This window comes from Geobacter psychrophilus (assembly GCF_056821595.1).
Genome location: NZ_JBXDTU010000004.1, coordinates 1,905,569 through 1,919,020, shown reverse-complemented (window position 1 = coordinate 1,919,020; position 13,452 = coordinate 1,905,569). Strand labels below are relative to the sequence as shown.

Genomic DNA, 13,452 nt, shown 5'->3' with positions numbered 1-13,452 from the left:
TTATGAAACTGTTCTGGAAAACAGGCGAGCCCTATGTGCTGGCAACCGGCGCCGCCCTGGCAATCATACTGGTCATGTCCCTGGCACTGGTCGGGACCGTCATGACCAATGGCCTGGGCTACTTCTGGCCGCGGGAGCTCGTCCGGTTTGAACTGAAGGATGGAACCTTCGCGCTCGGTCAGGTCACCCGGCAGGAGAAGAACCCGATCAGCGGTGACCGCCGCCTGCAGTTGAAGGTCGCCAACCGTGATGTCCTCGGCCAGGATTTCCGTTGGGTCGACGAGAAGGAAATCGCATCCCGCTCTCTCCCGGCAGATGCGGTGCTGCTGGAGCGCCGTGAGAACGGCAATTTTTTCGGCTTTTTGAAAGGGGTTACGGCGGAAGGGCTCACTCTGACCGCGACAGCGCCCTATGATCAGCTGCAGCAGGCCCGCACGCTGGTTACGGGCAAACAGGATGCAACCAGCAAGATTAAAAAGCAGATGTCGGACTTGAACAACACGGTTGAACGTCTCAGGCTTAACGTGCTGAAACTTGAATATCGTGACAAGGAAAAGAATGCCGCTGAAATCGGGGAATTGACCGCTGCCCGTGAAAAGGCCATGGCCGAATTCACCCTGCTGAACGAGCAGTTAACCGCAACCCAGGCCGATATCGGCCGGATCACCGCCCAGTTCAGCGATGCCAGCGGTGGCAGCAAGGATATCTCCCTGACGGAGATTGTTGCCCTGCAGCGCCCCAACAGTATGTCGTTCTTTGCCAAGTGCGGAGCGTACCTCGAGCGGATCCGCGAACTGCTGCTGGATGACCCGCGTGAATCCAACACCGAAGGGGGGCTGTTTCCGGCCATCTTCGGCACGGTCATGATGGTCCTGCTGATGAGCATCTTCTCGCTCCCTTTTGGTGTGGTCGCAGCAGTCTATCTGCGTGAATATGCCCGCGACGGCCTGATGACCCGCATGGTGCGCATCGCCGTCAACAACCTGGCCGGGGTGCCCTCCATCGTGTATGGCGTCTTCGGTCTGGGATTCTTCGTCTACGGCATCGGCGGCAGCATCGACAGCCTGTTCTTTCCGGAGCGGCTGCCGACCCCGACTTTCGGTACCGGCGGCATCCTCTGGTCGAGCCTGACCCTGGCGCTGTTGACCGTACCGGTGGTGATCGTCGCTACCGAAGAGTCGCTGGCCTCGATTCCGAAAGGGATTCGTGAAGGGTCGCTGGCACTGGGCGCCACCAAGTTCCAGACCCTGACCAGGATCCTGCTCCCCATGGCAACCCCCGGCATCATGACCGGCCTGATCCTCTCCATGGCGCGTGCCGCCGGAGAGGTGGCGCCGCTGATGATTATCGGCGTGGTCAAGCTGGCGCCGACACTCCCCTTTGATACGAATTTCCCGTTCTTCCATATGGATCGAAAATTCATGCACCTGGGTTTCCATATCTACGATGTCGGTTTTCAGTCGCCCAATGTCGAGGCGGCCAAACCGATGGTCTTCGTCACCACCATGCTGCTGCTGGGGATCGTCGTCATCGCCAGCAGCACCGCCATCTACTTGCGTAACAGGATGCGCAGCAAATACACGACGTCGACGTTTTAAGGAATCAAGAGCAGGTTAACCGCAGAGGACGCAGAGGAAACCGAAAAAACGTGGTTACATCAATAAGTTGCAAAACCTAAAAAGGTAAGAACCTGTTTTTCACAATCTCTTAGTTTTACTCTGCGATCCTCTGCGTACTCTGCGGTAAATGCTTTTATCAGTTTTAACGCACTATTAAGGATTAAACATGGCACAAACTCAGGAACATAGCAGCAACGCACCTATTCTTTCGGTCTCCGACCTGAACCTCCACTATGGCGCAGCCCATGCCCTGAAAGGCATCAACCTGGAGATGGCCCGTCACCAGGTGACCGCCTTTATCGGACCGTCGGGCTGCGGCAAGTCTACGCTGCTGCGCTGTTTCAACCGCATGAACGACCTGGTGGAGAGCGCCCGGATACAGGGGAGCATTCGCTTTAACGGCGCTGAGGTCAACGAACCCTCCACCGACGTCATCTCGCTACGGCGCAGGATCGGCATGGTCTTCCAGCAGTCCAATCCCTTCCCCAAGTCGATCTATGAGAACATTGTCTATGGGCTGCGCATCGCCGGTGTCAATGACAAGGCCACCCTGGACGAGGCGGTCGAGCGCAGCCTGAAAAGCGCCGCTATCTGGAACGAGGTCAAGGACCGGCTGAATGATTCGGCCCTGGGGCTTTCCGGCGGTCAGGCCCAGCGCATCTGCATCGCCCGGGCCATAGCGGTCAACCCCGAGATCATCCTGATGGATGAACCCTGCTCGGCACTCGATCCGATCTCGACCCTCAAGATTGAGGAGTTGATCGAGGAGCTCAAAAACGAGTATACAATTGTCATCGTTACCCATAACATGCAGCAGGCAGCGCGGGTGTCGGATGTAACCGCCTTCTTTTACCTGGGAGAGCTGATAGAGGTCGGAGGGACCCGCAAGATTTTTACCAACCCGGAGAAGAAGCAGACGGAAGATTACATCACCGGCCGGTTCGGTTAACAAAATAGAGTGGTTTTCTAAGCTCTATTGGCAGACTATGATATAGATAACGTAATTACCCGTTGTATAGGGTTCGGGAGACAGCATGGAACGCGAACACATCAGTACGGCCTTCGACATCGAGTTGAATGAATTGAGACAAAGCATCCTGGTCATGGGGGGCAAGGTTGAGCTGATGATTGCCAACTCGGTCAAGTCGCTGGTCGACCGGGATACACCCCTGGCCGAGCGTACCATTGCATTGGATCATGAAGTCAATACTGCCGAGGTGTTGATTGATGAGCGCTGCCTGGAGCTTCTGGCGCTGCGCCAGCCGGCCGCACGTGATCTGCGTTTTATAACAATAGCCCTCAAGATCGTTACCGACCTGGAACGCATGGGCGATCAGTGTGCCAACATCGCCAAGCGGGTGCGTGAGTTAAATGAAGAACCGCCACTGAAGCCCTATATCGATATCCCCCGCATGGCGCACTGGGCCGAGGTGATGGTCAAGGAGGCCCTGGATGCCTTTGTGCGCGGCGATGCCGAACTGGCCGTCAAGGTCTGCAAGGACGACAGTTTTGTGGACGATCTCAATATCCAGATCCAGCGCGAACTCCTGACCTACATGATCGAAGATCCCACGAGCATCTCGCGCGCCATGAAGCTCAACTACATCTCGAAATCCTTGGAACGGATTGCCGACCACGCCACTAACGTTGCCGAAATGGTGATTTTCATGGTCAAGGGCAAGGATATCCGCCATACAATTGCCTGATCCGGCATATAGAAATCCGCATGAAAAAGGGCCGTCTGCCAGGGACGGCCTTTTTATGTGCTGCTGTTCATGTAGCAGGAATATTAATAGGGTTCTCTTGTTCGAAAAATTATGATAAACTCTTCGTCTATTTTTCCAGGGTAACCTTGCTGAAAAATCCCGGGCCAGCTCCCGCATTTCGCGTGCAGAAATAACGGAACAATAAAGGCTGATAGGCTATTACCCGGTAAAATCACGTCAATACTTATGGTGTAATTGAACACGCCAACAAAAATCAGAGGCATATACGAGGTAGCAATGATCAACACTCCGCTAGCCAAAATAGCTGTAAATATCGAAGACGAGATGAAACGGTCCTACATGGACTACGCCATGTCGGTCATTATCGGCCGGGCCCTGCCGGATGTGCGCGACGGACTCAAGCCGGTGCACCGGCGCTGCCTGTACGCCATGTACGACATGAGCAACGACTACAACAAGCCCTACAAGAAATCGGCCCGTGTTGTCGGTGATGTCATCGGTAAGTACCACCCCCACGGCGATACGGCCGCCTACGACACCATCGTGCGTATGGCCCAGGATTTTTCGCTGCGCTACATGCTGGTGGACGGTCAGGGTAACTTCGGTTCCGTGGACGGCGACCGGCCGGCTGCCATGCGTTACACCGAGATCCGCCTGCGCCAGCTTTCCCATGAACTGCTGGATGACCTGGAAAAAGAGACCGTCATCATGGTCCCCAACTACAACGAAGAGATGCAGGAGCCGACGGTGCTGCCGTCCAAGTTCCCCAATCTCCTGGTCAACGGCTCGACCGGCATCGCGGTTGGTATGGCCACCAATATCCCGCCGCACAACCTGACCGAGGTCATCGACGGCATCATCGCCACCATCCACAACCCGGAGCTCACCTTTGACGAGCTGCTGGCGCTGGTGCCCGGCCCTGACTTTCCTACCGGCGCCACCATCTACGGCCGCCAGGGGATCTACGATGCCTATTCCACCGGACGCGGCATCATCCAGATCCGTGCCAAGGCCCATGTGGAAGTGGCCAAGAAGTCCGAGCGCCAGTCGATCGTCGTGACTGAACTCCCCTACCAGGTCAACAAGGCCCGTTTGATCGAAAAGATTGCCGAGCTGGTCAAGGAAAAGAAGGTTGAAGGGATCACCGAGATCCGCGACGAGTCCGACCGCGAAGGGATGCGGATCGTGATCGAGGTCAAGCGGGACGAGAACGCCGAGGTGCTGCTCAATCAGCTTTACAAGCAGACCCAGCTGCAGACCTCCTTCGGCATCATTATGCTTGCCATCGTCCACAACCGGCCCAAGGTCATGACCCTTCGCGAGATGATGGACTGCTTTGTCGAGCATCGCTGCGAGGTGGTTACCCGCCGCACTAACTTCGAACTGAAGAAGGCCCTGGCCCGCGCCCATATCCTGGAAGGCCTCAAGATCGCCCTGGACTGGCTGGATGCTGTCATCGAGATGATCCGTGAATCCAAGACCCCGCCTGAAGCCAAGCAGGGGCTGATGGAAGGCAAGTTTGCCGATCCGGAGTTCCTGAAACGCCTCAACCTGCCCATGCCGGCAGATGCCAGTGCTTCGATCCAGCTGTCCGATATCCAGGCCCAGGCCATTCTGGAGATGCGCCTGCAGCGCCTGACCGGTCTGGAGCGGGACAAGATTGTTTCCGAGTACGAAGAGATCATGCGTCTGATCGCCCGTCTGCGGGAGATCCTGGCTTCGGATACCGAGATCCTCAAGATCATCGTGGCCGAGCTGACCGAGATCCGCGACAAATTCGGCGACAAGCGCCGCTCCGAGATCGCCGACAAGACCGCCGACATCTCCCTGGAGGATACCATCGAGGACGAAGAGATGGTCGTGACCATCTCCCACACCGGCTACATCAAGCGCAGCGCCGTGGATCTTTACCGCTCCCAGCGCCGCGGCGGCAAGGGCAAGACCGGCATGAAGACCAAGGAAGAGGATTTCGTCGAACAGCTCTTCATCGCCTCCACCAAGGATTACCTGCTCTGCTTCACCGATGCCGGGCGCATGTACTGGATCAAGGTCTACGAGATCCCTGAAGGCAGCCGCACCACCAAGGGCAAGGCGGTGGTCAACCTGGTCAACGTCGCCATGGACGAGAAGATCACCACCATCCTGCCGGTCAAGGAGTTCAGCGAGGACACCTTCCTGTTCATGGCCACCAGGAACGGCGTGGTCAAGAAGACACCGCTGATCGAATACTCCAATGTCCGCGTCGGCGGGATCATCGCCGTCAAGCTCGATGATGGCGACAAGCTGATTTCCGTGGCGCTGACCGACGGGAAGAAGGACGTCTTCCTGGCCTCCCGCAACGGCAAGGCGATCCGTTTCAACGAGGAGGATGCCCGTTCCATGGGACGTGTCACCCGCGGTGTGCGCGGCATGAACCTGAATGAGGATGACCATGTGATCGGAATGGAGATCGTGGACAACGAGGCGGTCGGCTCGACCATCTTCACTGTCTGCGAGAACGGCTACGGCAAGCGCACCGACCTGGACGAGTATCGCGACCAGAGCCGCGGCGGCAAGGGCATCATCACCATCAAGACCACCGACCGTAACGGCAGCGTGGTCAACGTCATGCAGGTGGCCGACGACAATGACCTGATGGTCATCACCGACAACGGCAAGATCCTGCGGGTGCCGGTCTCCGGTTTCTCGGTCATCGGACGCAACACCCAGGGAGTCAAGCTGATCACCACCGAGGAGAAGGAAAAAGTGGTGGCTGTGGCCAAGCTGGCCGAGAAGGAAGAGGATGAACTGGACGAGGATGGCGAAGGTGTGGATGCTATTGGCGAAGGCATGGATGATACCGGCGAATAAGTTGTCTGCCTGCTGAAAAAAAGACCTTTATGACCAGACCCTTCAAAATAGACAAGTCCCTGCGTGAGCGGCGGCGCATCATCCGTTTGCTGGATTTTCTCAAACGGGACGACCTGACCGGCGAACAGATGGAGCGCATCGGCCGGCGTCTGCAGAAATCGGGCAAACGGGCGCTTTCTCCGCTGGTGCGCAAGCTGTGGCAGGAGCAGAACGGCACCGCCATCTACCGCTACACCTGCATGCTGGATTTCTTTGACGACGCCGGCTGGCTGGACCAGCTGGTCAAAATCACCCTGCAGCGCAAGGATCTTGAGGAGGATGGCAAACTGGCCCTGCTGGACCTGCTCCATGATAACGGCATTGATGTTACTGCGCCGCCGTTTGCCGGCATGACCGGCTATGGTGCCGCCTCGATGGATGGTTTCATCGACGAGTGTCTGCATGATGGTGAGCGCGGACTGGTCAGGTTCATCGACAGCTTTCTGGATGTAGCCGATGAATATCGTGACCGCATGATCCGCCGCCTGTCTGACGCCAGTACGCCGGATGCCGTGGCCCTGCTGGAGATCCTGCTCTCCTTTGAAAAGCCGGAGGTTGTCAAGGAGGCCATTCTTGCACTGGGCAGGATAAAGAACGGCTGCGCCCTCAATGTCCTTGAACAGGCGGCCCATCGTCACGAAGGTGACAGTGCCGCCCTGATCCGCCGCAGCATCCGCCGCCTCTCGTTCATGGGGATCAGGGAGCCGCAGGAACTTCCCCAGTCTTTCACCATGCCCCTGCCGTTTCACGATGTGTACGTCGGCCCGATCGATTTTTATGGTGCCCGCTCTCTGTGGTTTTCCTGGAAGCTTGATGATGCTGCCATTGCGGGCATGCTGGTGCTGACGGGGGAATCGGATGGCCTGCTCAATGCCATCAGCTACCGTATGCGGGACGCTAAGGAATATGCGCATGTCCTGAAAGATGTCATCGCCGGTGAGCTGCTGCAGCCGGCCGATCCGGTCTATGCCATGGCTATTCTGCGGGATGCGCTGCATCACAGCCGGGAACAGGGTTTTTACCTCCCGCCTGACTTTTATGTGGACATGCGCCTGTTCCGGGCCGATTCCCTCAAGCCCGAGGCCTACATCCCCCGTTTCAGTCTGGTACATCTGGATGGCATCGTCGAAAAGATTCCCGGTTATGTGACCGGCAGCAACGAACTGCTGGATGAACCCAGTCTGGAGGGGTGGATTTTGTCGGAACCTGCGGTCTATGACGCCGCCGACCGCTTTATCGCCCTGGAGGGTGACCGGGGTGCAGACAGTGTCTCGGCTGAAGCACTCGAAGCGGAGATTTCGCGTTTCTGCGATGAATTGATTATTCCGCGCCGGGCAGAGATCGTCAAACGACTGCTTCTGACCGCTGATTATATGCAGCAGATCAACAGCGAAGAGCGTTCGGTTCAAAAGACCCTGGCCACAGCACTCAGCCTGGTGGGGGGCTTTCTGCCCGAGAGCCGCCACCCCTTTATCCGCAGGTTGGTGTTGGACAGCGTTGACGCGGCGCGCCAGGCACTCTCCGAAGGATATGATCTGCGACTTGATGAAGGCAATGATGATGACTATGAAGAATAAGATCGAACAGATAGCCGTGATCGGCGGCGGCAGCTGGGGTACGGCGCTGGCCAACCGTCTGGCCGAAAACGGTCACGACGTACGTTTGTGGGCCTACGAGGCAGAGCTGGTCCGCGAAATAAACAAGTCACATACCAATTCCACCTTTCTGCCCGGCATCGCCCTGCACCCGGCCTTGACCTGCAGCAACAGTCTTCAGGAAACGGTCAATGGTCGCGGTATTTTGCTGCTGGTGACTCCGGTTCAGGTTATGCGCGGCGTGCTGCAGCAGATGGCCCCCCATATTGCCGCGGATGCGGTTATCGCCAACGCCTCCAAGGGCATTGAACTGGAAACCCTGCGGACCGTATCCCAGATCTGCACCGAACTGCTGCCGGCTGCGCTGACCCGGCGCTTTGTGGCCCTGTCAGGACCTACCTTTGCCCGTGAGGTGGCCCAGGGTCTGTTGTCGCTGATCGTGGCCGCATCCGCTGATGAGGCTGCTGCCCGGCGCGTGCAGGCGGCCTTCAGCTGCCCCTGCCTGCGGGTCTATACCAATACGGATGTGATCGGGGTCGAACTGGGCGGAGCCGTCAAGAACGTCATCGCTATTGCGGCCGGTATCTGTGATGGGCTCGGCTTTGGCCACAACGCCCGTGCAGCCCTGATTACCCGCGGACTGGCCGAGATGAACCGTCTGGGTCGTGCCATGGGGGCCGAGGCGTCCACCTTTGCCGGTCTGGCCGGCATGGGCGATCTCGTGCTGACCTGCACCGGCGACCTGTCCCGTAATCGCACCGTGGGTTTCAAGCTGGGTCAGGGGATGGGGCTGGCTGAGATCCTGGCCGAGATGCGCATGGTCGCTGAAGGGGTCAAGTCGTCCGAATCGGTCTATCAGTTGGCCCGAAGCCTCCAGGTGGAGATGCCAATCGTTGAAAAGACCTACCAGATCCTGCACGAGAACAAGCCGGCCCGGGCAGCGGTGACGGAGCTGATGGCGCGGGATCTCAAGTCGGAGCAGTAACAGGAGGGTCCTTGTGATCAGATCATTTCAGGGCATGCAGCCCAAGATTGATGAAAGCGCCTTTGTGGCCGAAACCGCCGTGATCATCGGCGATGTGGAGATGGGCCCCCAGTCCAGCATCTGGTACAACTGCGTGGCCCGCGGCGATGTCAACCACATCCGTATCGGCGCCCGCAGCAATGTGCAGGACCTTTCCATGCTGCATGTCACCCACAAGAAGCATGCCGACGACCCGGGCGCGCCGCTGATCATCGGCGACGATGTCACGGTCGGCCACAGTGTCACCCTGCACGGCTGCACTCTGGAAAACGGCTGTTTCATCGGCATGCAGGCCATGGTCATGGACAAGGCCGTGGTCGGCGCTGGCGCCCTGGTGGGCGCCCGGGCCCTGGTCACCGAAGGCACGATCGTCCCCCCCCATACCTTGTGGGTCGGCGCCCCGGCCAAGTACAAGCGTGACCTGACGCCGGACGAAGTGGCCTGGCTGCAGAAATCAGCCGGCAACTATGTCAAATATGCCCTGCAATACATTAATGACAAATAGCTTCACCATCCAGTCATGAACTGGTTCTCCCACATCGGCCGTCAGGCCTCGCGCCTGGCCTCGCTGGAACTCTTCCGCTATATCGGCCCCGGTTTCTTTGTCACCGTCGGCTTCATCGATCCGGGCAACTGGGTCACCAACGTGGCAGCCGGTTCCCAGTTCGGCTACAAACTCCTCTGGGTCGTGACCCTCTCCACGATTATCCTGATCATCGTCCAGCATAACGCCGCCCACCTGGGGATCGTCACCGGTCTGTGCCTCTCGGAAGCTGCCTCCAAATTCTTCAAGCCCTGGCTGCGGGTCATGATGCTAGGAAGCGCCATGATCGCCTGTGTCGCCACCGCTCTGGCCGAACTGCTGGGAGCCGCCATCGGACTGAACATGCTGACCGGTCTGCCGTTACCCGCCGGGTCCCTGCTGGCGGCCTGCTTCTCGATCTGGATGCTGTTTTCCAAGAACTACCAACGCCTGGAGAAATGGATCATGGGATTCGTTTCCCTGATCGGACTGGCCTTTGTCTTCGAGATCTGGATTGCGGATGTCTCCTGGACCCAGACCTTTGCCGGCTGGGTGACGCCAAGCTTTCCGCTCGGTGCCATGCCGGTCATCATGGGTGTCCTGGGGGCGGTGGTCATGCCGCACAACATCTTCCTGCACTCCGAGGTCATCCAGAGCCGCCAGTGGAACGCCCAAGGTCCGGACGTTATCCAGAAACAGCTCAAATACGAGTTTTTCGACACCCTGACCGGTATGGGTGCCGGCTGGGCCATCAATAGCGCCATGATCATCATGGCGGCGGCCGTGTTTCATGCCAAGGGCATCACCATTACGGAGCTGCCCCAGGTCTCCGTCACCCTTGAGCCGCTCTTCGGGAAAATCTCGGCAATCGTGTTCGCACTGGGACTGCTCTTTGCCGGGCTCTCCTCCTCCATCACCGCTGCCATGGCCGGCGGCAGCGTCTTTGCCGGTATCTTCATCGAGCCCTTCGACATCACGGATCCCCACTCCCGCACCGGCATCCTGATCACACTGATCGGTGCGCTGGGTGCCATCATGCTGCTCTCCAACCCCTTCCAGGGCATCCTCTGGAGCCAAATTGCCCTCTCCCTGCAGCTCCCCTTCACCATCATCCCGCTGATCATGCTGACCTCCTCGAAAAAGGTTATGGGCGGTTATGCCAACAAGCCTTACGGAGCGACCGTGCTCTGGATTACGGGTCTGGTCGTGATCGGTCTGAATGTCGCCCTGCTGTTTGATATGTTCAAGCTGTAACGCTGAAACATTAAAAATACGTCCGGTTGTATGCCGTTTGACCACTGTTGGCAGAGAAAACCGCCTTGCCTGCACTTCGCAATTCTGGTAATAATGGACGCGCATCAGGAAAGGCACGCGATGAAGGTTACAATTCTGGGGAGCGGGACATCCACCGGTGTTCCGATGGTTGGCTGCAGTTGTCGGGGCTGCTCTTCACATGACGAGCGGGATAAACGTACACGGGCCTCCCTGCTGATACAGCACGCAGGTCGCAACATCCTGATCGACGCCTCGACGGATCTGCGCTTCCAGGCGCTGCGAGAAGGCATTCAGCGGGTGGATGCGGTCCTGTTTACCCATGCCCACGCCGATCATGTCAATGGGATCGATGATCTGCGCGGATTTCATTTCCTGCATAGGGAGATCATCCCCTGTTTCGGTTCCCGGACAACATTGGATACCCTGCTGACCGGGTTCAGATATATTTTCCATGAACACGATGGTTCCGGATATACTCCGCTGCTGCATCCGCAGGAGGTTGACGGCCCGTTCGAGCTGTTCGGGTTGACGGTCATACCTGTTCCGCTCCGGCACGGGCTGACGCAGGCCCTGGGTTTCCGCATCGGGAACTTTGCCTACCTGACCGACTGCAGCGAAATACCGGACTCGTCGCTGGCCCTGCTGGAGGGGCTTGAACTGCTGGTGATCGATGGATTGCGCTGGAACCCGCACCCGTTCCATTTTAATATCGAAGCGGTCATAGCAGCAACAGCGCCCCTGCGGCCGGGGCGCACGGTGCTGACCCATCTCACGCATGATGTGATCTTTTCCGATGGCGACAGGCTGCCGCCGGGGTATGAATTTGCCTGTGACGGGTTGACGTTCGACACCATCGTTACAGAAGCGTCAGCCGGGGGAAGTAATGCATAAAGACATCCGACTTCATGGACAGACCGGCGGCCAGATCGAGTATTTTGCCATGGTGGCCGGCACCGAGGCCTACCAGCGTTATTTCTTCAATATCGTGCAGGATGAGGACCAGCTGCGGATCTTCTCCCCGGGCAACGATTTTATTATCGGGCCGGAGGGGATTTCATACCAGGGCAATGGCGGCTATTTCTGCGAGTACATGTTCGGCGTGGATCAACCCTCTTCCGACCTGGTCAAGCCGGAAATCATCAACCGCCTGGTCATGTACGGCGCCCGCGCCGACGAATCCACCGGCACGGTCCGTTTCAGCGACCGCACCGCCGGCAGTGAAAGCTACCAGAACATCTTTTTCGAAGGCAATGCGGTCTGCAATTATTTCTTCTTCGTTCACTCCAACCTGCTCTCCCGGAAACTCAAAAACCAGCAGGAAGAGCTGGTCCGCTGCCTCGGCAAAATCATCAAACGCACCGAGTCAGTTGGCGAGGAACGGGATGACGAGCTGATTTCAGAGATTTTCCCGCTGCTCAAGGATCAAGAGTCCCAGTTTTTCCTGATCAAGCTGATCAACCGCCAGCACCGGGAATACCGCGACCTGTTCCGCCAGCTCTATTTCCGCAACAAGAAAATCGCTGATGAGGATTTTACCAGCCTGACGAAGCTGGCCGCAAAGAACCATATCGACCGCTACCAGCAGGAGCGGATGCGGATAGATGTCATGTATCGCCACCCAGCCAACAAGCGCATTGTGGACGAGTACCGCAACATCCTGCTGGCCTGCGATGTCAAGAGCGAGATCAGTCATCTGGACAACGCCCGCCTGACGAGGCTGAAAACCCTCTCGGTGCGCAATAAAATCCCCGGCGCCCTGTTTTACACCCTGGATGAGATGCTTAAAAAGGGGCGTAACCTGGTCAGCCAGGTCGAGCAGGATTATATCGCAGCCACCCGTGAAGTCCTGCAAGGCATCTTCCTGCGCGAGAAGGACATCGAGAGCCTGATCGACCGCGATGACATGCTGGCGCTGATCCGGTCCAAGAAAAAGGCCATGGAGAACCGCGACCATTCCTTTGACCAGCTCCTGCTGGATGCCAGCAAGGAATGTGACGAAAAGATCCGCGACGGCGCCGATCCTGCCCTGCTGGACGGGTTCTCGTACATCATCACCTATCTGGACCGCTTCGACAGCGTTTCCAACCTAATCAGCCAGCTGGCCTTCATGGAAAACGTGCGGATCACGGAGGATATGCTGCGCGGTCTGCTTGAACACCGGGCCGCCTTTGACAATCTCAGGGAAGGCTGTTTCGTGGATCTGTTCATCCGGGAACTATTCGAGAATGCCTATCTGGGGCGTTTCGGCCGACGCAAGGTGAAGACCCTGCTGGATGGTCTGGTGGCTATCGAAAACCGCACCCGGACCATCGAAGAACTCAATGCCCAGCTGGTGGAAATCGATCAGGAGGAGCGTATCTTCAGCGTCCTGCTGGAACATGTCCGTGACCGGATTCGTAACTTCTATTCCAAATTCAACACCAAAGCAGACCAGGAAGCGCTTCGTCACGAAGTCGTCGAGGAACTCAAAACCAAGAAGCGCATCAAGAACGACATTCCTGTTCATCTCTTCGATGAAGCCATCTTTACGATCAAGACCGAGGCCATGTATCTGCACTCACTGCTCCCTTCGATCATCGCCGAGCGCAATGTGGGGCTGCGTGAGGATTTTCTCGAAAACTCCGGTCTTGACCGCTTTTACGTCGAAGAGCTGGAGCGGGATTACTTCGAGAAGAACGAGCTGGATATTGAAGGGCTGTACCAGATCAGGAAAGGCCTGAGCTGAAGGCGGTTGAGAGTTGAGGGAGTAGCTTCATCTCTCATCGCTTATCTTTCACCACCGATCCCTCGCTGACAATTA

General features: G+C 57.6%; 10 protein-coding genes. All 10 read left to right on the top strand.

What is annotated here, in order from left to right; translation table 11 throughout:
• Nucleotides 1-2: 2 nt before the first annotated feature.
• Nucleotides 3-1,598, top strand: a complete 1,596-nt coding sequence (pstA, locus tag ACOCF6_RS11300; protein ID WP_482460480.1) for a phosphate ABC transporter permease PstA — start codon at nt 3-5, stop codon at nt 1,596-1,598.
• Between the two features lie 187 nt (nt 1,599-1,785).
• A complete protein-coding gene (gene pstB, locus ACOCF6_RS11295; protein ID WP_482460479.1) occupies nt 1,786-2,568 on the top strand; it encodes a phosphate ABC transporter ATP-binding protein PstB in 783 nt (260 codons plus the stop codon).
• Between the two features lie 85 nt (nt 2,569-2,653).
• Complete coding sequence (gene phoU / locus ACOCF6_RS11290) at nt 2,654-3,325, top strand: phosphate signaling complex protein PhoU (RefSeq protein ID WP_482460478.1); 672 nt, start codon at nt 2,654-2,656, stop codon at nt 3,323-3,325.
• Between the two features lie 297 nt (nt 3,326-3,622).
• Nucleotides 3,623-6,196 (top strand): DNA gyrase subunit A, encoded by a 2,574-nt coding sequence (gyrA, locus tag ACOCF6_RS11285; protein ID WP_482460477.1) that lies wholly within the window; start codon nt 3,623-3,625, stop codon nt 6,194-6,196.
• A 29-nt stretch (nt 6,197-6,225) separates the two neighbouring features.
• Nucleotides 6,226-7,812, top strand: a complete 1,587-nt coding sequence (locus ACOCF6_RS11280) for a HEAT repeat domain-containing protein (protein WP_482460476.1) — start codon at nt 6,226-6,228, stop codon at nt 7,810-7,812.
• Complete coding sequence (locus ACOCF6_RS11275) at nt 7,802-8,815, top strand: NAD(P)H-dependent glycerol-3-phosphate dehydrogenase (protein WP_482460475.1); 1,014 nt, start codon at nt 7,802-7,804, stop codon at nt 8,813-8,815. Before ACOCF6_RS11280 ends, ACOCF6_RS11275 begins: the two co-directional genes overlap by 11 nt.
• A gap of 13 nt (nt 8,816-8,828) precedes the next feature.
• Nucleotides 8,829-9,359, top strand: coding sequence for a gamma carbonic anhydrase family protein (locus ACOCF6_RS11270; protein WP_482460474.1), 531 nt, complete (start codon nt 8,829-8,831; stop codon nt 9,357-9,359).
• A gap of 15 nt (nt 9,360-9,374) precedes the next feature.
• Nucleotides 9,375-10,631: an Nramp family divalent metal transporter gene (locus ACOCF6_RS11265; protein ID WP_482460473.1), complete on the top strand. Its 1,257-nt coding sequence runs from the start codon at nt 9,375-9,377 to the stop codon at nt 10,629-10,631.
• Between the two features lie 120 nt (nt 10,632-10,751).
• Nucleotides 10,752-11,543 carry a GPMC system MBL fold metallohydrolase gene (locus ACOCF6_RS11260; RefSeq protein ID WP_482460472.1) on the top strand — a complete coding sequence of 264 codons (792 nt, stop codon included), beginning with the start codon at nt 10,752-10,754 and terminating at the stop codon, nt 11,541-11,543.
• The gene (locus ACOCF6_RS11255; protein ID WP_482460471.1) at nt 11,536-13,377 is read left to right on the top strand and encodes a TIGR04442 family protein; all 1,842 of its coding nucleotides are present in this window, start codon (nt 11,536-11,538) and stop codon (nt 13,375-13,377) included. The genes ACOCF6_RS11260 and ACOCF6_RS11255 overlap by 8 nt, the downstream gene beginning before the upstream one ends.
• The last annotated feature ends 75 nt before the right edge of the window (nt 13,378-13,452 follow it).

Excerpts from the sequence above, each read along its gene's own strand:
- pstA (WP_482460480.1), top strand. The coding sequence starts at position 3 with ATGAAACTGTTCTGGAAAACAGGCGAGCCCTATGTGCTGGCAACCGGC.
- phoU (WP_482460478.1), top strand. The coding sequence starts at position 2,654 with ATGGAACGCGAACACATCAGTACGGCCTTCGACATCGAGTTGAATGAA.
- pstB (WP_482460479.1), top strand. The coding sequence starts at position 1,786 with ATGGCACAAACTCAGGAACATAGCAGCAACGCACCTATTCTTTCGGTC.
- ACOCF6_RS11260 (WP_482460472.1), top strand. The coding sequence starts at position 10,752 with ATGAAGGTTACAATTCTGGGGAGCGGGACATCCACCGGTGTTCCGATG.
- ACOCF6_RS11255 (WP_482460471.1), top strand. The coding sequence starts at position 11,536 with ATGCATAAAGACATCCGACTTCATGGACAGACCGGCGGCCAGATCGAG.
- ACOCF6_RS11280 (WP_482460476.1), top strand. The coding sequence starts at position 6,226 with ATGACCAGACCCTTCAAAATAGACAAGTCCCTGCGTGAGCGGCGGCGC.
- ACOCF6_RS11265 (WP_482460473.1), top strand. The coding sequence starts at position 9,375 with ATGAACTGGTTCTCCCACATCGGCCGTCAGGCCTCGCGCCTGGCCTCG.
- gyrA (WP_482460477.1), top strand. The coding sequence starts at position 3,623 with ATGATCAACACTCCGCTAGCCAAAATAGCTGTAAATATCGAAGACGAG.
- ACOCF6_RS11275 (WP_482460475.1), top strand. The coding sequence starts at position 7,802 with ATGAAGAATAAGATCGAACAGATAGCCGTGATCGGCGGCGGCAGCTGG.